This is a genomic window from Galliscardovia ingluviei, from assembly GCF_014635685.1.
Lineage (GTDB): Bacteria > Actinomycetota > Actinomycetes > Actinomycetales > Bifidobacteriaceae > Galliscardovia > Galliscardovia ingluviei.
Genome location: NZ_BMDH01000002.1, coordinates 435,633 through 458,199, shown reverse-complemented (window position 1 = coordinate 458,199; position 22,567 = coordinate 435,633). Strand labels below are relative to the sequence as shown.

Genomic DNA, 22,567 nt, shown 5'->3' with positions numbered 1-22,567 from the left:
GGATACGCATACCGATGCGATAGTCCAGTGGCTATAAATACCTAACTTGAGTAGATCATAAAACGAGGAGCAACGTTGTCATCTCAGTCAACTCAGCATGTAGAGCATTCGCGTCATGCTCAATCTCATATGCGCGGGCAGCATTTTGCACAATCCCAGCATGTTGAACAAGAAGCAATTGCTACCTACCCAATTCGCAAAGCCCAAACAATGCGGTTTACGCTCGGTGCGCCGCGATCGGCAACTACAATAGGCGATGGTACTTTTGCCGTATTTTTGCGTTCAAGTGGTGCTGAGGATACACAAACTGCGCTGTGGGCGAGCTGGTTTGATGCCAACGGAGAGCATCACGAAACCTTGCTTGCTGACCCGCATACCTTGATGCAACAGGTCGGTGAACGCAATAAAGAAGATATTCCTGAGCAAGAGCGTGCTCGCCGTGAACGTGCAAGAGAGTCTGCTGCCGGTATAGTTTCATATTCACTCAGTGCTGACGGTAAGCGTATTGCATTTGTATTAGATGGCAATATTTGGCTTACTGACTTGGATACTACGCAGCCTGAGCAGTCAAACACGCGATTAATACAGGCAGAACCGGTATTGCCAGCACCAATTCTTATGCCAACTATTTCCCCAGATGGCAAACTTTTGGCGTATTCAACTGGCAAAAGCGTCGTGATTTTGGAACTTGGTAGAAGCACTAAAACAGCGGGAAGAGGCCATACTCGCCGCTCTAATAGTAAAACGCAATATGCTGATCACATTGCCTGCATGTGTGCTACTGCGAATGCACAAAACAGCGTACAAGTAGGTCTTGCTGAATTTGCTGCCGGCGAAGAAATGGATCGCTACGAGGGCTTCTGGTGGGCTCCCGATTCACAAAGCCTGATTATTGAACGCACGGACGAGTCTCCAGAGCCAGTATGGTGGATTACGGACCCGGCGCACCCTGACCAGGCGCCGCGTGCTACACGCTATCCGCGAGCGCTTACTGCCAATGCTGATGTGCAGTTGTATTACGTGGATTTGCAGCAGGTTAATAGCCAAGAACTGGTATTAGAGGAGCTTCCTGAAATTATTTGGGATAGGAAAGCCTTTGAATATATGGCTGCGCTTTCATGGACGCGCGGTCAGCAGCCAGTGATCCAAGTGCAAAACCGTGAGCAAAATATTACGCAAATTCTTGAGGTTGATCTAGCTGGTAAACGCAGTGAGAGTGCTGAAAATACTGCAAAAGGGACTGGCTGTGATACTACAGGTGCTGCTGCTAATGCAAATCAGATTACAACTACAGTGCTCGAAGAACAGCATCAAGGTCCATGGATGGATTTAATTCATGGAGTGCCGGCGCTTACTGAGTCTGGTGTATTAGTAAATGCATACGTGGATATGAACGCGGATACTGTGCGTCTGCATGCCAATGGTACGTTTATTTCGCCAGCTGGTTGGCAAATTCTTGAAGTACTGCAAGTCAGCGATAAGGCAGTTATTGCAAGGGCTACACGTGATTCACGCGGTGTTGCAGTAGTACGCTTTGCTATGCCACAGCAGGTGCAGAGCTTACCAAAGCGCGATACTGCCAAGCATGATTTGGCGCGCAATAGCGTGAGCCAGCATGATGGCGTCATTCAATACACGGAATCTGAACAAACTGCATATGCTGCCAATGCCTCATATACTGTACTTTCTCAAGAGCAGGGTGTGGCAACAGCGACTTGTGCAAGCCAAGGCATGGTACTTACTCAGCGCACCATGGATAGCACTCGTGTTTCCGTAACGCACACATATAAGGACTACCAGCCTGCAATGCTTACTGATAATTCTGCAGAACTGGGCTTTGAGCCAAACACGCATCTAGTGCATTTAGGCGAGGATAAGCTGTGTGCGGCAATTACACTGCCATCTGCAGGAAGTAAGTATGCTGCAAGTAAGCAGCTGCCAGTATTGCTACGCCCATATGGTGGTCCAATGCATCGCGAAGTTATGTTTAGCCTCGCCATGTATGCTGATTCGCAGTGGTGGGCAGATCAGGGCTTCATCGTAGTGAGTATTGACGGGCATGGTACTGGTGCTCGCGGCCCGCACTGGGATTATGCGATTAAGGATGCTTTTGCTGAGGTAACGCTGGCTGATCAGGTAGCTGGTGTAAAAGCTCTTGGTCCGGCGCTTGAACAGTTGCGTGCAGAGCTTGGCGGGCATCGTAGCGGCAAATCGCGTCACGCTGCAGCGGTGCAAATTCCGCAGCCAGATATGGGTCGCGTGGCTATTATGGGATGGTCGTATGGCGGATACTTGTCTGCTTTGGCAGTATTGCGTGCGTCTGATGTATTCCGTGCGGCGTGTGCTGGCGCTCCTCCGACGGATTGGATGCTCTATGATACACATTACACTGAGCGGTATTTGGGCTTAGATCCTGCGGTTTATGAGGACAATAGCTTGATTAACGATGCGCGCAAGTTGCGTAGTAAGTTGATGTTAATTCACGGGTTTGCTGATGACAATGTGACTGTGGCTCATACGCTGCGTCTTTCTCAAGCGTTGCTGGCTGCTGGCAAAGAGCATACGGTGTTGCCGCTTACTGGAATTACGCACATGACTAATGATCCAACTGTTGCGCAGAACCTCTTGCTACTACAGCGTGATTTCCTGTATGACGCACTCGCATAGCAGCGCAATGCAGTATATGTGCAACGTATTGCAGTGTAATGCAGCGGTTTGGGGCTTGCTTTTTGTAAGGCGATATTTGCAAGTCGGTGATTGACCTATTTTCGAACACGGTAAGGCGTGCCCTCGTGGTACGCCTTACGCATATCTAGTGTTTGCATATCTGTTTTATAGGGCAGTTTGTGTATCTGCAGCTACACTCCTTCTGTATGTTCTGAAACATTTAATATTTCGATGCGTCCACTTCGATATGAAACGTGCATGCGAATGAATAGTTACTGGTCTGGGATAGCGGGTTTTTTTGACGCTAGATCTTCAGAAAGAGTGCTTACTACTGCTTCGGATACTTATAATGCGCGGGTAAATGTGCCCCAAGCTCATCTGGATTAATACCAAGCTCCATAAGTCGTTGGCGGCGCTCGCGTGCAGCTTCAACCAGCATATGCTGCGTATACGTCATATGGTCAGATAACTCAGTAGGTAGTGGAGTACCGTGCAGGATATGCTGGCGAATAGCCCAGTGAGCGCGCACAACCTCATGCCAATCATGCGGGGCAAGCGGCGTATGTGCACTCAAAGCATCAAGGGAAAGGTGCGGCGCGAGTAATGGGGAATGCGCTTGCTTGGTTTCGGTGCTATCCAGCTTAGCGCCATCTGTGGTTGCTGCTTCTGCTTGCTTTACTAATTCAGTTTGGGCTGAAAGTGCTGCCGTTGCCTGCGCTAATTGTGTGGCTACTGGTTGCACCGTAGTAGTAGGCGTAGAAGCAGATTGCATAGTGGTAGGTTGCGTGGTGTCAGCAGTTTGCGCGGCTGTGGCAGTCTGAATCAATTCGGCAGTTTGCATATCTGTAGTTTGCATATTTGCAGTTTGCGTGCCTGTAGCTTGCCACCCTCGCATAGTACGAATCTCTCGCTCAGCACGCGCAATTTCACGCACTGCCTCGACAGGATGCATTTCTGCAATACGGTAAGTGATGCTGCCAAGCAATGGCATAAGAAACACGGTTACCGCGCCTGCAGCAACCAGCGTAGAAGCAGTTGCCTGGCTCATAGTGCCGGCAGCGGTCGCCACACTGGTTACAGCAACAATAATTGGCAAAGCAGTTGTGCAGTAAATAGCAACAGTAATGCGATGATATGCGGACATTGGATTGGCTTTGCAATCAAGTGTCATAGCAAGAAATACTGGTATTGCGCGAATTAAGAGTAGTGCAACAATAAACGCGATAAGCAGTGCAGGATTGCCAGCAACCGCAGAAATATCAATATCTGCGCCTGAAACAATGAAGAAAATAGGAATGAGAAAGCCGTAAGAGACGCCTTCTAGCTTCAATTCAAGAGTATGCACGCCATCTGGGCTGACGAATCGCAAAATAAAGCCTGCTGCAAATGCGCCGAGCACAACGTCTAAGTCAAATAGTTTAGAAAGTGTAATTAGTCCGATCAGCATAAATACTGTCAGGCGCATAAGGGTTTGCGAGGAAGTGTTGGCGTTGGAGGTGAGGAAGCGGTAGACCGCGGTGCCGGCTTTGCGTGCCTTGATTGGTAGGGCTGCCGCAAGTATGCAGATTGCTGCAAAAAGAGCCAGAATTGCAAATGTTTTCCAACCTGAACGTGAGGAAAGTAGGATTGCCATGGCAAACACTGGCCCGAGTTCGCCCCAGGTGCCGTAAGCAATAACAGCATTGCCAACGGGCGTTCCTTCTAATCTGCGTTCTTTAAGGATGGGCATTAGCGTGCCAAGTGCTGTGGTGGTGAGCGCGATCATTGTGGCGATGCTGCCAAGCCCGTTTGCACCGAAAAATGGGATAAAAGTGACTGCTGCTGCGGCAATGGCAAGAGTGATAAGCCATGTGGTAAGGCCGATTCTGCCTTGATGTCCGGTGATTTGCTGGGGGTTGATTTCGTAGCCTGCGAGCAGGAATAAAAATGCGAGGCCAAGTTCACTTAGTAGCTCTACTGCTGGGCTGAGAGTGATAACGCCGAGCATATGCGGACCAAGGATGGAGCCGGCGACGAGTAGCAGTACAGTTTGTGGCACAACATTGCCGGGAATGATTTTGGCAATAATTGGGCTGAGTACTGCTATCAGCATGGCAATAGTGAGTGAAAGCAAATCAGCAGTCATAGTGCCTATTATGGGCTTGGGTATGGAGTGCTGTTGAATCAGCGGTTGGTGTGTGGTAGGGATGCGGGGCGTGTAGTAGGGATGCGCTTGGCATGCATGTGGTTGATATAGGTGTTTGCCGTGTGCGTGGAGCGTGGTTGCTGTTCGGCTGGTGGTGCGTCTGCGGATGAGTCTGTGAATAAGCGTGTTGATATATAAATACACGAATTTCGGGGGGGGGGGAGTACAACTAAGCGATCCTATACAAAAACTATGTCCAATATTCGTATAGTGGAAAAGTGTTGTTCTTACAGGAAAATAGTTTGCTTTTATGTATAGAGGTTGAGCATAATTGGTATAGAATAATATTTTATAGTGTGCTATTTTCTGCTACTTAGGGGGATGGGTAGCGTAGGATTGCGAAACTGTTGATATAACTGATATTTGGGAAGGGGCTATTATGGCTCGCACAAGAGTAAAACAAGCGCTTGCGGCACTTGTAGCTGTGTTTACCATGGCTTGCATTATGCCGTTTGCTGGAGCTTCACTTGCTCATGCAGAAGATGCTGGCACAGCACCTGCGACGCATGCAATTAGTGCTGACGATTTGAGCAAAGCAGTCGAACTCAAGTTGACAGCAAATGAATCCATCCAAGGACACCAATTTACAGCTTATCGTTTGGCAGATTATGTTGCTGCTAAGAGTGATGGATCGCAGCTGCTCGGTGTGGACGTGACTACTACTTCTGGGTATGCTACTGCTGTCGCTGATGCTATTAAGAATGCAGGCATCGCTACTACTAACTCTAATCCAGTGGCATATGATGCAACAAATCCAATGCCTTGGGTTATCTCGAACCTACTTCAGGCTTCAAAGTACCCATATGCCGACGATAATCCTGCTCAGCCAAACTTGCGCGCGTTCCTGACAAACTTGGTTGCTGAGTTAAATAAGATCTCAGCCCCAACTGCTGGTACTACCTACGATATGACTATTGGTTCTGACAATAAGAGCGCTACGGCAACGGTTATTCCAGGTGCATATGTCATTTGGAATAAGACTCCAGCAACTACTGGTACAGCGGAGAATACCACTGATACACCTGCAGCTGATAAGGCATCAATTCCAATGTTCAATGGCACTGGCATTTATGATGGCGAGACCTTGCTGACAACACTCAAGGATTCAACGAACGACCAGGAATATACACTCGGTAGCGTTGAGTACAAGGTCAGCCAGTCTACTCTGGAAAAGAAGGTTCTTGACTCCGAAAACAAGCCTGCTGATGCAACAACAGCATCCATTGGTGATGAGCTGACATTCACCTTGTCAACTACTGTGCCAAACTGGACTGGTTACGATCATTTTGTACTCAAGATTGCTGATAACCTCTCTAAGGGGCTCAAGTTTGGTGCAACGAAGAGCGTAGTAGTTGGAAATACTCCGCTTGTTGCTGATGAATCTTATAAGGTTAATGCTGCAACTACTGCTGCTCAAGATGGTTCAAAGTCTGTAGAATGGATTTTTGCTCCAAAGTCAGACGGCACTTCAGATTTGGTGCAGAACGATAAGTTCAAGGGGCTATTCTCTGTGGGAGCAAAGATTGTAGTAACATACACTGCTTATCTCACTAAGGATGCCGTTATCAACAGCACCGGTAACCCTAACTCCGCAAATGTGCAGTACTCTCATAACCCAAATGATTCCAACGATTTAGAGAAGTCTCCAGATGATACGGTAAAGGTGTATACCGGCCAGTTCTCCATCACCAAGAACGATATGGAATCACACGCACTTGCTGGCGCAAAGTTCCAGATCTTCAAGAGTACTGATACTACAAAGCCGTTGAAGTTTGTTGCTGATACTGTAAATGACACCTATCGCTTGGCTGATGCGGACGAGGAACAAGCAAATCGCAATCTGGTTGCTGATAATAAGCTCACAAGCCCTCAAGGCGGTAAGTTCACGATTACTGGTCTGGCTCCTGGCAGCTACATCGTGAAGGAAACAGATTCCCCATTTGCCGGTGGCAATTTGTTCCTGCCAGAATTTACTACGACTTTGAGAGTAACAGCTCCAGAGCCTTCGGATACGACTGGCGCAGCATCTGTATCAACTATTGCAGGCGATAATGGCGATAGCAATAACTTGGTAACTGTTGCTAATGATAATGCCACAGTGAAGAATCCGCGCAATTTGATGCAGATGCCTAAGACTGGTGCTGCTTGGTTGGCTATTTACGCAGTAATGGCTGTACTGTTCATCAGCGCTGGCTTCATCTTGGTATGGCGTTCACGTCGTCAGGAGCAGGAGTAAGCTGCATTGTACTGAGTAGGTGAATACCACGTACAGGTGCAATGATTGTGAACACTTACTCTCCCAAATATCAGGTTGACCGCACAGTAATGCTCGTGCAGGAAGGCAGTGATCATGCTATGTTTACGCTTTCCTCATGTGGCATTGCTGTGTGGTGTCTCTGCGTCTGGCAACTGATTAACTGATTAGCCGATAAACTAATTAGCAAAATCTCAATCTGCACTACCTGCATGCATAGTTTGCACTGCCTGCATAACTATCTGTACCAGCAGAACTATCTACGCTATTAGCGGTTTACTGCAAACAGCAGCATGCATAGGACTGTCCTACGTACCAAACCTAAATTTGCAGAACACGTATCTACAATAAGGAACTTCAATGAGCCGGACTCGTTTTATACGAAATATTTTCGCTTCACTCGCAGCATTAGCATGCCTGTGTAGCGGCATTATCGTATTTGGAGCGGCTCGTCACGAAGCTCAAGCCGCAACGCAGAAGTCTGCGTATGCCACCGCTACGATGAACAAAGTCAGCGATGGAACGGGTCATGGCACAGATAACCAAACATTCGTCAATGCGCAGAATGGCTTTGAGCCGGGCGATAACACGCCGAACGATGGTATTGTTGCTAGCGGCGACTTCGTAGTAAATAACCTTTCATTGCGTTTTACTGCAGCTGGTGCGCGTAGTGTGCGTGTGCGCTGGGATTTAAGTAAGGCACCGTGGCTGATGGGTGATACTTCGTTTTGCTACGATGGTGCTCAGGTGAAAGCAGAAGCACAGCCAGATGGTTCGTGTGTGTTTACTATCGGCACGGGCGCTGTAGAAACTATGGATCGCACACTGTTTTTGGTGGGTAAAGATACTGTCGGCACAGTGCGCCCAGACAACCAAGCAACGTTGATTGTGGAGCGCGTAGCAAAGAACAAGCAAGGCGAGTGGGTTAACGACGGTCAGAGTTTTGAACAGAAAACTGCCCCTGTAACGGTTGTCTCTGCCCCAGCTGCTGATTTAACGATTCAAGATTATGGTTTAACTGGTTCTGAGCGCCGTCCGCAATGGTCGGCTGGTCAGGATCTTTCTGGATATTTTGATGTGACTATTAATCCACTCGGCTATCCGGGGTGGTCAAGTCATGGTGCCTCTACTAAAGGTGAATGGTGGGGCAAAGCTAATGTAAGCGAATTCCCGACTGATACAGTGTGGAGCATTGTGCCTATTGACGACGAAGGCAATGAAATTACGGATAAAGCGCAGCAGATTGGTAAAGCTGATGCTAATGGTCAGATTGACTTGCCGAAGATTTCTGGCAATGCACGCCTCAAGTGGACGATTAGCAAAGATCATTATCAAGATTATGCCAATAAAGAGGATCCAAGCGATAGTAAAAGCTACGCATGGAAGATCCAGCTGTTTCCCGATAAAGAAGCGTTTTCTGCAGCTGACACTGGCGACGGCACAACCCGTATGCTGAATATGGGCACAGGCGGCGAACCTGGACTTGGTGAAAAAGAAACCTATAATACAGCGAACCCTGAAACGAGCGCACTCAAGGGCTATCCATTTGCCAATAATGACTGGTCACAAGCACTGGTAACAGTGTTGGGCAATGGCAAGGCTCCTGGTGCTAAAATGCTTTTCCGTCCGTATACCTCTGGTAAAACGGCATTTGAGGATGAGAATCGATTCTTTGACCAAGCTGCAGGAGAAATCTCAACTCGTGAAAAGATTGGTGAGACGGACGTTGTTGCTCAAGGTGCGCAAGTGCGTACAGTACTTTCTGCAGATCCATCCAGGCCAGAAGCCAACCGTCCAATTCTCGGCACCCCGTTCACTATGCAAGATATGTGGGCGCAAAATGAGCAAATCTATGATGGTGCATTAATTATCAAACAAGGTCAAACCGTTATTGACCCAAGTAAATACACAGTGTACTACACCACAGATGCAAAGCCGAATGCCGATAAACAATGTGATACGAGCTTTACTGAGCCTCAATGGGTAAAAGGCACTCCTAACGCTGGCGATACATCAGTACGTGGTATTCGCGTAGTGTTTAAGAACGCAGACGGAGACTTGCAGTGGGGTGATGGAGCACCGCTGATTACCGTGTCGTTTGTGGCAAAAGCAAACCAGCCGAATAATAGTGGGTCCTCGGAAGGTGACGGCACAATTTCAGACCGCTATCGTCTCGGATGGACGCAGCCAGACCCAACTAGCGCAGATAATCAGAAAGCTATGACGCGCTGCATGGCGCAGAGTATTTGGGTGACGAAACCGCGTCCAATTGCTGCGGAAATTTCCATGGGGCTGAAAATTAAAGCTCCTGATGGTACTGAGCGTACGGGTACTGGTGCTCCGGGAGACACTGTTACCTACAATGTGATTGCTACTCCGAAAGAGGGCGCAACAAAGGAATCGTTGCAAAAACCAGATAATCAGTATCTCTCAGTCAAGAGTGTTATGCTTGCAGGCACTTCTATGCTGCCAACACTTCGTATTCCGCTGCCAGATGGTTTGGTTGATCCGGTTTCAAGTTCGTCGTTCTGGAAAATGGAAGTACGCCAAGAAAAGAACGAAAAAGGCGAGCTGCAAGATGTTATGTACTTTACGCCTGCGCAAGGCAAAATTACGCCGGAAGTTTCATCAGCAGGTACAGCAAAGTTTGAGCCACTGCTTTGGAGTGCGCGAGTTTCTAATACTGCGTCTGGCTATATTGGCGCTACCGCATCGATGACGGTCGATACTGATGCACACGATGCTGTGACTGCACAAACTGCCAGTGCGGCAGCTACTGCGGAAACTTTTGCTGTAAGTGATGACTGGCGTCAGGGCGCTGTACTTAATCCAGTAACCCCGGTAGTGGAAATTACAGAAGATGTAGCATTTAAGTTTAATTTAGCAGCTTCCGGTACAGGGCGTAGCGGCACGATGACAACTGTCTTGCGTATGCCAAACTCTGGTGCAGATGTGCCGACTAGTGGAGATAATGCTGGCAAAGACGATCGTGCAATGCGCGGTAAAGGCTGCGATCCTGTCGCGTCACAAACTGCAGAAGGCTGTAAAGGTCTTGACGGGCAGTGGAATGAATACCCTGGTGATTATTCTTCATATCAGGGTGGCACGGTGATGACGAAGCCTGTAGAGCTTGCAACGAAAGAGTCCACTAATACTGAAGTACTCTACGCTGTTGATAACGTCTACAGTGAGGATCCGAAAGATTTCACATGGCTCACATGGGATAAGCTGACAGTAAAGTACGGCAGTGCACCGCGCGTAACGGCGTTAAAACTGACTACGGATTTTGAAAAAACTGATCCTGATCATCCTGATTATCAGGTAGCTTCTTCTGTAGGTAAAGTCTATGTGTCGATTGATAAAGATAAGCCGAACCATTCTGGCGATAAGTACGTGATGTGGCTCGGCAAAGCACGCTATAGTCAAGAGCTTCCTGCTGATAAGCCTGCGCCAACGGTGCCATTCCCTGCACAAGCAGAGATTGTGGCTTCGAGTATTGAAGGCACGCTGTGGTGGGATCAAGACCGCTCGACTTCCATCAACAAAGATAGCCAAGGAAATCCAACTGAAGAGCTGATTTCTGGTGTCAAAGTGAGTCTGTACAAGCTTAATACTGACGGCAGTAAGGCAAGTGATACGCCGATTGCTACTCAGCTGACAGATGCTCAAGGGCACTATAAGTTTACAGAGCTGCACTCTGGTAATTATGCAGTAGAAGTAATCCGTAATGAATGCTCTGATAATGCGCAAACCTCCTGTGAAGTAACAGGTACTACAGCGTTTCCGGGCGTGCAAACCAAGAGCCGTACTTACTACAACCAGCAGTTAGATGTAGACACGACACGCTCGTGGAAAGCCGTGGGTGATGCGACCAGCGATAGTTCAGGCATGATTGGATTGCCGGTATCGACAGCACAGAAGAAAGTAGATTTTGGCTATGTGAAGCCAGATCCAAAAGTGACACTGAACAAGACGCAGCAAAGCCTGAACTGCGACGACGCTAAATGCGTGGTCAATTGGGATGTAGTTGTAGAAAACAAAGGCACAGAGCCAATTCCTGCGGGCACAGAGTCGGTGTTGAATGACCGAATGAGCTCGCTTGTACAGCATGTGAGCGCTACTGTTGGTGTGGAGACGGAAGACACTAATAAGAAGGTTAATTTCACACAAGTAGATAGCGGCTATGATCACACTCTTGCCCTAGATGAAGAGGGTCATGTATGGGGTGCAGGAGACAACTCCCAGTATGAATTAGGTGATGGCACTACTGTTGGAATTACTACGCCAAAGCGCTTGATAATTGACTCAACCAACCCTGATCTGAAATTCAAGCAGATAGCGGCTGGTGAGAACCACTCTTTCGCTATTGACGAGTATGGTCGTTTGTGGGGCTGGGGAGACAACAAGAGTTGGAGAATTACTGGCGCGCCCCTCGAATTCAATTCGAAGCAGACAACTCAACGGCAGTCAGACAACAGCCTTATTCGATGGGGTGATCAAGATAGTATTAACACTCCTAATGACGGTTCTCTCGCTTTTCTTGAAACACCACAGCTAATTCAGTTCACGCAAAACGGACAGCCAGTTTCTGATACTAACCCTGCGAAAGACATGAAATGGCGATACATTACATCAAAATATAACTCAACTATCGCTATTGATGATCAAGGACATATGTGGAGCTGGGGCTCTAACTGGGGTGACGCACTCGGTCGTGGTGTAGGTACCAGCGTGCTCATGGGTATTGGAAAAGTAATTAATGTATCTGATGACGAAAAGTTTACGACAGTGCATTCGGGAGATGCGCATAGTATTGCGCTAACTGAAAATGGACATGTTTGGAACTTTGGTTTTAACGAGTACGGTCAGCTAGGTCGTGAAGCAGTTTCTTTGTCAGGTGGTGGAAGTAACGTGCCAGCGCAAGTGCAAGGCGTAATCGCCAAGGATATTGCTGCTGGTGAGCGTGCTGAATACTATATTGATACTTCAGGGAATGTGTATTCTACGGGTGCGAATGGTTTTGGTCAGCTTGGTTTAGGGTATAAAGATAGCAGTGATGAGACTATCGGAAGTAGGAAAAAGCAGTTCTACAAAGTTGATGGAGTAACGGCTGACAGTATTTATGCTTCTGATGCTAATGCTGTGGTGATTACTCCAAGTGGCGATGTGTATGGCTGGGGTTCAAACCTCCGCGGACAGCTTGGTACAGCCGCATCAGATCCACAGCTCACACCGATTAAAGTATTTGATAAGGAATATCAGATTACTGCATTAAGCGTTTCAAGTGCGTTAAGCCGTTCTCATTGGGCGTTGGGTGGTAAAGTGACCGCTTCAGAGGGGGTGACCACCATCGCAGCTGTAACAGCTGACGGCAATGGAGTAGGACTGGGCAATAATGCGTCTGGTCAGCTTGCAAATGGAATGAAAACAAATAAGCAGGCCACACCAATCATTATGAAAGGATATGTGCAGCCAACCACACCACCTGTCGATCCTACTGCACAGCCAACGACTCCAACATCAGAGACTACTGCAGAGACTACTACCGGTTCGGAGGTGACGCGCACATACACTGTGCCATTTACTGTCAATCCTGGTGGGCGCATTGTCTGGCATATGCAGGGTACGGTTATGCGCACAAACGATGTGCAAAAGGCTTATAATCAGGCATGGTTCAGTTCCACACTTACTCCATATGCCATGGCTCCTGATGCTGCTGCAGGTCGTAGCCAGTGGGAAGGTGTGCCAAGTGCGCGTGGAGCGCAAGTTACCTTGCCAAAGGAGCCAAAGGACGCAAATCTGAACGAGAACACGCGCGATATTACCGGCAATACAGTGGTGAAAAACAATACCACATACAACGTGTGCTTAACAGGCACTGATGTAAATAGCGTAGATAAAGAGCACTCTTTTGCGACTAATGCGGAAGATTCCTGTGACCAAGTGGGCTTGAAGATTAACCCGTATACTACCGAGCCTATTCTTGGTAAGATTTCCGGCGTGATGTGGCGAGATAACGATAAGAATGGCGTGCGTGATGAAAACGAGCCAATGATTGCAGGGCAGAAAGTGTATTTACTTGACCAAGACGGTAACGAAATGCCAGGCTACGTCACGACCACTGACGCTAATGGTCACTATGAGTTCACCAATCTTGAAGTAGGCACTGCTGATCAGCCGAAGAAATACTCGGTACGTTTTGAGCCGGTCTACCGTTCGGAGTTCACAAAAGAGGATATGAACGACAGCAATCCTACGCTTGATACAGCTACAGACCGAGACTCTGACGCATCCACGAATCCAGACACCTACGGTTATGCCACGGTATACGCTTCACTTACCGATACGCATACCGAGCAAGACCATCTTGACGCAGGCGTAACCCCCGAAAAGCCGTGGCTTGCTTCCATGCCGCATACCGGTTTTGGTTTGTGGGCTTTGGCAATTGTTAGTGTGCTGCTGCTGGCAGTTATGAATATGCTGGCACTCTTGCTGCGTAAAGAACACTAGAGGCACATGGTGCAAGAGACTAAAACTATGAAGAGCGCATCAACTGCAGACAAACCGGCTAAGTTGTTCGAGCAGAACGAACCGAGCAACTCAGTCAAGCTGGATAATTCAGCCAACCAAGATAAACATACCAACCCAAACAAGGTGGGCAAATCAGACAAGGCAAGCAAATCTGGCAAATCGAGTAAATCTAACAAGGCAAGTGAATCCGGCAAGAAGAAGCTGCCAAAATCGCTGATCATCGGTTTAGTATTTGTGGGTATTGGCATTTTATTTGCCACACTGCCGTTCTTATTCATGGTGATCAACACGTATCAGTCGCATGAACAAGCAGATAGCCATGCCCAAGCAGTGCAAGCGCTTAAGCCTCCAAGCGGTGATGTCGCCTTACAGGAGGCGCGTCAATACAACCAAGACTTGTACCGTGACGGAGCCAAAGCTATTGGTGAAGTGCAAGACCCTTGGAGCGGCTCAAGTGATTCAGCATCCGAAAAAGATACGCGCTACCAGAAAATGCTTGATATTCCAGACGATGGCATTATGGCAACAATCCAATACCCGCGTTTAGGGATTAACTTGCCGATTCGTCATGGCACGGGTAATGAAGTGCTGTCGGCGGGAGCTGGGCATTTATATGGCACTTCGCTGCCAGTAGGTGGCGTCAATACACATGCGGTAATTAGCGCACATACGGGGTATGATCGCTTGATGTTTGACCGACTTTCGCTGCGAGAAGGTAAAATTGGCGACTTTTTCTATATTCAAGTGCTTGGCGAGACGCTTGCCTATCAAGTGCGCAGTATTGAAGTGATTGAGCCTGATGATTTCAGTCATTTTGGTATTGACGCAGGCAAAGACCAAGTGACATTGCTCACGTGCACGCCATATGGTGTGAATAACAAACGCCTACTAGTGACCGGTGAGCGGGTGAGTATGCCTGAACCTGCGCCAGATCCTGCTTCGATGCCGCAATCACATCCTGAGCGCGTGCTTATTGCAAGTGTGCTTGTGGTATGGCTGCTTTTTACGCTGTTCGTGTTGCTGTATTTACGTAAGAGGCGTCGTAGGAGTAAGAGCGCCGTTGGGCGTGCGTTGCACCGTGCCGAGTGATTGAGCATGACTTGGGGCGATGTTTTACGCTTTTGCCTCATCCATGCGTTCTACCTTCCAAGTTTGTACAGTTTGGAATATCATCCTCGTGTTTTACCTCCCAATTTTTTGTATAGCTCGAAACCTCAATTGTGCGTTCTACCTTCCCATTTTGTATGGTTTGGAATATCTGATGTTTCAAAGTGGCGACTTCACCGTGGTTACAGCCCCTATTCTGTACTGTTTCAAATATCTGATGTTTCAATGTAGCGGGTTTTTATGACGGAACGTACGTTCAGGAATAGTTGCTATTGCAAACTAGTGAGTTTGCTGCGTTTTGTTCTTGGATTCCGTACAGTTTGAAACATCAGATATTTCAAAGTAGCTATTTTATATACAGATCCGAAAAAAATAAATTGCGCAGCGCAAGAATTTGCAGTATACTAGTCACCAGCATTGCGCAAGCGTTTGCGCAACCTGTCGGTAAGCGATTGCTGGCATTGATACAAATGTGGATAGTAGGGTGGTGTTTGAGGGTAAGCGCACCTACAGGCTGCATAAGTAGGAATGTGGTAATTGGCGCCAACATGACAATGATAACAACGCCGTTATGAGGAGCTGCAATGACTCAAATAACCAACCCTGCACAAGAAGCAACAAACTCTCAGCAAGCAGAAGAACCTCAGCAATCCCAACAAATCCAGCAATCTCAGCAAGATCAGCAGGCTAAGCAGGTAAGTGGCACAGGTGCAGTTGCTGATCCAAAGGTATGGTGGCAACATGCCGTGGTATATCAGGTGTATCCGCGCTCCTTTGCTGATACGACTGGTTCTGGATTGGGTGATATTGCAGGTGTCACTTCAAAGATTCCGTATTTGGCAAAGCTGGGAGTAGATGCTATTTGGCTCAGCCCGTTCTACCCATCGCAGCTTGCTGATGGTGGTTATGATGTGGATGATTATCGCAATGTGGACCCTAAGTTGGGCACAATGGACGATTTCGACAAGATGGTAGAGACGGCGCATGCAGCTCATATTCGAGTTGTTGTTGATATCGTGCCAAATCACAGCTCCAACCTGCACCCTTGGTTTAAGCAAGCACTTGCTTCGGAGCCGGGGTCAGCTGCGCGTAACCGCTACATTTTCCGTGATGGTAGAGGAGAGCACGGCGAATTACCGCCAACGAACTGGGATTCTATTTTTGGTGGCCCAGCATGGACTCGAGTGCCAGACGGTCAGTGGTATTTGCACATGTTTGCAAAAGAACAGCCTGATTGGAATTGGGAGAATCCAGAAGTGCGCGAGGACTTCCTTAAAACCTTGCGTTTCTGGTGCGATCATGGCGTTGATGGCTTCCGCGTAGACGTAGCTCACGGACTTGCCAAGGACTTAAACCGTGATGACCTCGACGATTTTAACACTTCCTCGGCAGTGCTTCCAGCTGACGGCAGTCATCCGCTTTTCGACCGCAACGAAGTCCATGAAATCTACCACACGTGGCGCAAGCTCTTCAATGAGTACAATCCTCCACGTTTTGCCGTTGCGGAAGCGTGGGTCAATCCTGCTCGCCAGTACTTGTATGCAAGTGATGATGAACTTGGACAGGTCTTTAACTTTGAATATGCCAAGCATAATTGGGTGCGCGATGACATACATAAGGCTATTGAAGAGGGTTTGGCTGCGTCCAAGCGATCTGGTTCTACAGCAACTTGGGTAATGAGCAATCATGATATTCCTCGTCATGCCAGCCGCTATGGTTTGCCTCAAATTGCTTCCCGCACACATCATCAGCTTGCAAACGATTGGATTTTGCGCGGTGGCACCACGTATGTGGAGGATCGTGAGCTTGGTACCAAGCGCGCTCGCGCAGCCATTATGCTGGAACTGGGTTTGCCTGGTTCTACATACTTGTATCAGGGTGAAGAACTTGGTTTATTTGAAGTTCCTGATATTCCATGGGATCAGCTCGAAGATCCGACGGCATTTAATACCGAACGTGCCAGCATTTCCAAGGGTCGTGATGGTTGCCGCGTGCCATTGCCATGGAAGAGTGAAGATAATGAGCACACTGCATCCTTTGGTTTCTCTCCTGTAGTGAAAACTCTCGGCGCGGGTGTCAGTGAGCAGCAGGTTGGGCAGTCGGCTGAGCCAGCCCATTTGCCGCAGCCAGCATGGTTTGCTGATTTTGCTGCTGATAGAGAGGACACAGACGATAGCTCAATGCTAAATCTGTACCGTCGCGCTTTGCAGTTGCGCCATGAGTTAATGCCTGCTGATCACACGCTTGAATGGCTTCCTGAGGATCGCAATTCTGGCAAACGTGATGGAGCTGATGGCAACTTTGGTGGTGTTATTGCGTATAAGCGCCCTAGTGGTTGGGTTGTTATGACTAATTTTGGCGCAGATCCAGTTGATTTGCCTGAGGGTAAGGTGCTGCTCACTTCTGACGACCTTACGGAAGACGGCAAGTTGCCGCAAGATACTACGGTGTGGATCGCTCAGTAAATAGATAGCAATAACAATCGCAGCAACAGTAGCAATAATAACAGAATCAAGCATTAGTAAGTATGCATACGCACATATGGCGGCTGGGGGTTTCAACTTTCAGTCGCCATTGTGTAAATGCGGTATTGCTATTTGAGTAAAATCATACTGTGTATGAGCATTGATGTGAGCTTATGACGGCGGCATGGTAGATTGTGGTAGATAATGTGCAACATACACATGGCGCGTAGCATACGGCGTATAGCGTATGGCGCGTAGCAAACCATTGCGTAGCATACGGCGCATAGCATATGTTATACAGCACATGGCGCATAGTGTAAACGCATAGCACATAACGCACACCAAATAGCAAGGAGTACCATGCAAGACGTTGATGAGCTCGATGCTTCTAACGAAATGAGCCGTGGGCTGACCAACAGGCATGTGCAATTTATTGCTATTGGTGGCACGATTGGTACCGGACTGTTCCTAGGATCGGGCAAATCTATTGCGCTCACCGGCCCAAGTATTATTTTGGTGTACATTGTGGTGGGCTTTATGATGTTCCTGCTGATGCGCGCCATTGGTGAGCTGATGTATAAAGACCCAAGCCAGCATACCTTCATCAATTTCATCACGCGCTACCTCGGCCACGGCTGGGGGCATTTCGCAGGTTGGACATATTGGATTGCCTTAGTTCTGCTTGGAATGACTGAAATTACAGCAGTTTCTACATATTTTGTCACATTCTTCTCAACATTTGGTATTGATGTAAGTGGCTATAAATGGCTGATTGAACTGTGTTTTCTACTCGCGCTGATCAGCATTAATCTCATTGCAGTTAAAGTATTTGGTGAAGCAGAATTTTGGTTTGCCATGATCAAAATTACGCTTATTGTTGGCATGATTGTCACTGCCGTGGTAATGCTAGTTATTCATTACCACTACCCTGAAGTACGTGTCACTGGTTCTGACGTGGTTTCTCCTGCCGGCACGGTAAGTATTCATAATATTATTGACGGCTTCCAGTTGGCACCAAACGGATGGATGGCATTCCTGATGAGCTTCCAGATGGTGTTTTTCGCCTACCAAATGATTGAGTTCATTGGGGTTACCGTCTCAGAAACAGAAAACCCGCGTAAAGTACTGCCAAAAGCGATTAACGAAATTATTGTGCGCGTACTGATTTTCTACGTGGGTGCGCTCGCCGCTATTATGGTTATCGTGCCATGGCGCAATTTCCAGCCGAACGCTGATGGTTCTTTTGCTTCCCCGTTCATTATGGTATTCAAATACGCAGGTCTTGATTGGGCTGCAGCTCTGGTATTTTTTGTAGTTATTACTGCGGCTTCTTCTGCATTAAATTCGCTGTTGTATTCTACAGGGCGACACTTGTATCAGTTGGCATTGGATTCTCCGAGTGTAACTATGCGTAAACTGGGCGTTATTTCTAAGAATCAGGTGCCAAGCCGTGCCATTATTGCTTCTGGAGCCGTGATTTTGCTCTCTCCTGTGATTAACGCTTTTCCGCAGATTCATAGTGCGTTTGTGCTCTTTGCTTCGGCGTCAAGTTCGGTGGTGATTGGTATTTATGTGCTCACCATGTTGGCACATCGCAAGTATCGCCAGAGTGCTGATTTTATGCCGGATGGTTTCGTGATGCCTGCTTGGAAAGTTACTAATACACTGGCGATAGCGTTCTTCGTATTTGTGTTTATTACGCTGTTTTTGGCGTCTGATACGCGAGGTTCTGCAATTGCTGCCATAGTATGGTTTGTAGTATTTGGCACGTTCTGTATGCTTCGTGAGCGTTTTGTGAACCGTGACTTGAAGCACGCATTGCGCAGTAGCACAAAATAATAACAATATGAACACGCAATTGGAATTTTTGGTTACGCTAACATATACTTGAACACATATATTGTGAGCCCTCACAACTACGCAATAAAGACAGTTTGCGGCAAACCTAGTATCTGCTAATAACCTAGGTTTTACGCAAAAGTTGTTTGATAATTCATTCGAGCGTCAAGCTCAGTGAATGATAATACATGCAAGTAGAAGTGAGACTTACTACACATATAAGTGCGCAAACTAGAAGTTGCCAACTTCGCGGTACGGCAACCAAGTATCTACGTTAGGGTATAGCAGCCAAAAGGCAGATACGAAAGTGCGTGCGAGCAAACCTGCCAATGTCGGCAGGAGAGGACATTGAGGAGGATGTCTTATGAGCACAGGTGTAGGCACAGGTATGCGTCCTGAGTACAAAGAATCAGGAACGTATGCGGCGTCTCCGAATCATGGAACGAAAAAACAGTATGCGAAAACCGCACTAGCTTCAGCCGTTTCCGCAGCGACACTACTTGCTGTATGTGCAGGTGTGCCAACTGCTCTTGCAGCAAATGAATCAGATGTCGCGGCATCTGACACGACTTCGCAACCACAATTGGTGGCAAGCTATGATTTCACCGGCGGAAGTACGAAAGATACTACCGGACATTACGATATTACCTTGCAAGGCGGCGCCAAAGTTGAAAAATATGGGGACCGCAATAATAACGAGGCGCTTAGCCTACGCGGCGGCAGTCAATACGCTCAGCTTCCTGATAGTCTTTTTGCAGATTTGGGCAACTCATTCACTATGGAGTTCACTGCAAAATCACGCCATGATGATGATCGCCATCACTTCACATTTGCAGTTGGAAAAGACAAATCGAAGTATTTGGCGTACTACATGAGTACCACGAACTTCCGCATGATTATCTCAGATAATATGTGGAATAATGAACACGGTATTGGCTATACCGATGTTTCCAATAACAATAATATCTGGCACAACTGGAAACTTGCTGTTGATGGCACCAAGATGGCGGTGTACCGCGATGGTCAGCTAGTAGGTTTCAACCCAGATACTACACTTACTGTTTCAGATATTGGCAACACTGTTGCATACATTGGAAAGTCTCCATATGGCAGTGATGACAAGAATTGGGATGGCGCTATGGACGATATTCGCTTCTATAAGGGAGCGGATATCAATATCAGCGAACCACAATCAGTATCACTTTCCGGCGAAGGTGTTGTGGATGGCAAACTTACGCTACCTGTTGATGAGACTGCAAAATTAACTGCAACAGTAAGTCCAGAGGACGCTTATGATACTTCTGTACAGTGGAAGTCATCTGATCCTAATGTTGTAACGGTTGATAATGGAACGCTTACTGCAGTCGCTCCTGGTGTAGCCACTATTACTGCAACCACCAAACTGGGCGGTAAATCTGCAAGTGTAGCAGTAACAGTTAAAGATCTTGATGATGCTACGCGAGCACAAGTTGATCTGGATAAAGCTATTTCCCAAGTAAAAACCACCACTTCTGAGAATTTACCATTAGTTGCCCACGGTAAGCACAATACATCTATCACGTGGAAATCTGCTAATGAACAACTAATTTCCGGAACTAAAACGGACTATAAAGCACCTGCTGTTGGTGCTGCCGATCCATTTGAAGGTGCTGGTGTTGTTACGCGTCCTGCATATGGCAAGGGTAATGCAAAAACTACACTAACAGCAACAGTTACTGCTGGAGATGTCACGCGTTCTAAGGACATTGAAGTTACTGTACTTGAGCATACGCGAGCTGTTCCAGATGGTGCTTATGCGGCAGTAACCTTCCTTTCTGATGCTGCTTCTGATGGTGGCAAGGTTGGCGAGGCACTCTACGAGTCTGCGACTGACGGCAATAACTTCTTCTCCTTCTCTCAAATTAATAATGGTAATCCTGTTATTGTGTCGAAATCTGATACTAAAGGTTTGCGCGATCCGTATGTATTAAAGTCTAAGGATGGCGACAAATTCTATATGATTGCTACTGATTTGAAGGTGTCTTCTCAAGGATGGGGTCAAAATCAGCAGTATGGTTCCTTAAAGATTGAGGCGTGGGAATCAACTGATATGGTGAACTGGGTACGTACCAATGCAGAAGATGGTGATTTTGGCATCAAAGTAAATGATGACAATGCTGGTATGACTTGGGCTCCAGAAGCTTTTTGGGATGATTCTTTAGGCGCATATGTTGTATTCTTCTCCACTCGTGAATATACGGATAATACGCGCACGGAGGCTACTACTGGAAAGAACGGTTATGCGTACAACGAATTGCGCTATGTGATTACTCGTGATTTCCGTACGTTTACTGAACCAACAGTACAGTGGCAGGATACTGGTTACTCACGTATTGATTCCACAGTATTTAAGATTGGTGATTATTACTATCGTTTAACAAAGAACGAAGAAAGTGGTGCTGCTGGCGAGTATATAAAAACCGGCAAGTCTACATTCTTGGAGCGTTCTAAGGTGCTGACTGCACCAACTACGCAAACTTCTCCAAACAATGATCCAGAAACTTCTTGGCAGTTACTAGATGAGAAGATTTTGCCTTTTGAAGGCCCAGAGGCAATTAAGCTCAACGCAGGGGACCCAAATCAGAACGCTAAGGGTGATGCCATGGTGATTATGGCGGATTCTAGCGGTTATCAACCATATATGACTAGCGAATCTGATATTGCTTCTCATAATTGGAATAATCGTTTATCTCTCACCGAAGGATGGCATACGCAAAAAGTTGCAGGTCCTGGTGTAACTGGTTATGTATTCGACAATGGCATGCCAACTCCTAAGCGTCACGGTGCTTTTGTTAATGTTCCTGCAGCTGTTGCTACTAATATGCATCGCTGGTCTGCTGAGAACCCAACAACTATTGATGCAGTAGATTCGACAACAACAGTTATCGCTGATGGTCAGCAAATTACTGCTACTGTTGCCGCTGCTGATAAGGGAACCGTAGCTGGCAATGTAGTGTTTAGTGCGGATGGTTGGAGCGAGACAGTTGCTCTTAATGAGCAAGGTGTAGCTACAGCAATGCTTCCTGCATCACTAGCTGGCAAGAAGGTTGCAGTACATGCTGCGTATGATGGCTATACTGATGGCTTGGTGAAGGCATCTGAGAGTAGCCTTGAAGTGAGTGTGCCAGATAAAGGCGATAGCGGCAATACTGAGCAGCCTGGTAAGGACGATGGTGCTCAGACGGATCCAAGTGATCCGGCTGGTTCTCATGATGCTGGTAAGGATGATGCGCAGGCTGGTGATGGTGATCATGCTTTTGATGGTCATGGTTCTGGTGCGCAGGCTGGGGCTCAGTCACAGTCTGAGTTTGGTCCGCTTGCTTCGACTGGTAGTGTAGTTGCTGTTGTTGTAGTTGCGATGGTGGCGCTTGCTGGCGTTGGTATTGCAATGCAGCTACTGCGCAAGCGAGTACGATAAGCACTCTCAATACGTCTCTACTCTCTTGCCGTGCACACGACGACTATTTGCGTGAGTTGCGG

8 protein-coding genes are annotated in these 22,567 nt (G+C 47.5%); 7 read left to right on the top strand and 1 reads right to left on the bottom strand.

The annotated features are described in order from the left end of the window. The first annotated feature begins 129 nt into the window (after positions 1 to 129). Complete coding sequence (locus IEU85_RS05930) at positions 130 to 2,667, top strand: S9 family peptidase (RefSeq protein WP_188355366.1); 2,538 nt, start codon at positions 130 to 132, stop codon at positions 2,665 to 2,667. A 328-nt stretch (positions 2,668 to 2,995) separates the two neighbouring features. On the opposite strand, the gene IEU85_RS05925 is transcribed toward IEU85_RS05930, so the two are convergent. Further along, a complete protein-coding gene (locus IEU85_RS05925) occupies positions 2,996 to 4,792 on the bottom strand; it encodes a cation:proton antiporter (RefSeq protein WP_188355297.1) in 1,797 nt (598 codons plus the stop codon). Between the two features lie 439 nt (positions 4,793 to 5,231). Here IEU85_RS05925 and IEU85_RS05920 point away from each other — a divergent pair, with 439 nt between their 5' ends. From IEU85_RS05920 to IEU85_RS05895, 6 genes are all read left to right on the top strand, one after another. Then, a complete protein-coding gene (locus tag IEU85_RS05920) occupies positions 5,232 to 7,088 on the top strand; it encodes an isopeptide-forming domain-containing fimbrial protein (protein WP_188355296.1) in 1,857 nt (618 codons plus the stop codon). Positions 7,089 to 7,466: 378 nt separating this feature from the next. Continuing rightward, the gene (locus tag IEU85_RS05915; RefSeq protein WP_188355295.1) at positions 7,467 to 13,616 is read left to right on the top strand and encodes an SdrD B-like domain-containing protein; all 6,150 of its coding nucleotides are present in this window, start codon (positions 7,467 to 7,469) and stop codon (positions 13,614 to 13,616) included. Positions 13,617 to 13,643: 27 nt separating this feature from the next. Continuing rightward, positions 13,644 to 14,726: a class C sortase gene (locus tag IEU85_RS05910; RefSeq protein ID WP_188355294.1), complete on the top strand. Its 1,083-nt coding sequence runs from the start codon at positions 13,644 to 13,646 to the stop codon at positions 14,724 to 14,726. Between the two features lie 602 nt (positions 14,727 to 15,328). After that, a complete protein-coding gene (locus tag IEU85_RS05905; RefSeq protein ID WP_188355293.1) occupies positions 15,329 to 17,209 on the top strand; it encodes a glycoside hydrolase family 13 protein in 1,881 nt (626 codons plus the stop codon). Positions 17,210 to 17,569: 360 nt separating this feature from the next. Continuing rightward, a complete protein-coding gene (locus IEU85_RS05900; protein WP_188355292.1) occupies positions 17,570 to 19,048 on the top strand; it encodes an amino acid permease in 1,479 nt (492 codons plus the stop codon). 364 nt (positions 19,049 to 19,412) lie between these two features. Beyond that, a complete protein-coding gene (locus IEU85_RS05895; RefSeq protein WP_229714789.1) occupies positions 19,413 to 22,505 on the top strand; it encodes an immunoglobulin-like domain-containing protein in 3,093 nt (1,030 codons plus the stop codon). The last annotated feature ends 62 nt before the right edge of the window (positions 22,506 to 22,567 follow it).

Coding starts and splice junctions, on each gene's coding strand:
- IEU85_RS05900 (WP_188355292.1), top strand. CDS start 17,570: ATGCAAGACGTTGATGAGCTCGATGCTTCTAACGAAATGAGCCGTGGG.
- IEU85_RS05925 (WP_188355297.1), bottom strand. CDS start 4,792: ATGACTGCTGATTTGCTTTCACTCACTATTGCCATGCTGATAGCAGTA.
- IEU85_RS05910 (WP_188355294.1), top strand. CDS start 13,644: ATGAAGAGCGCATCAACTGCAGACAAACCGGCTAAGTTGTTCGAGCAG.
- IEU85_RS05915 (WP_188355295.1), top strand. CDS start 7,467: ATGAGCCGGACTCGTTTTATACGAAATATTTTCGCTTCACTCGCAGCA.
- IEU85_RS05895 (WP_229714789.1), top strand. CDS start 19,413: ATGAGCACAGGTGTAGGCACAGGTATGCGTCCTGAGTACAAAGAATCA.
- IEU85_RS05905 (WP_188355293.1), top strand. CDS start 15,329: ATGACTCAAATAACCAACCCTGCACAAGAAGCAACAAACTCTCAGCAA.
- IEU85_RS05930 (WP_188355366.1), top strand. CDS start 130: ATGCGCGGGCAGCATTTTGCACAATCCCAGCATGTTGAACAAGAAGCA.
- IEU85_RS05920 (WP_188355296.1), top strand. CDS start 5,232: ATGGCTCGCACAAGAGTAAAACAAGCGCTTGCGGCACTTGTAGCTGTG.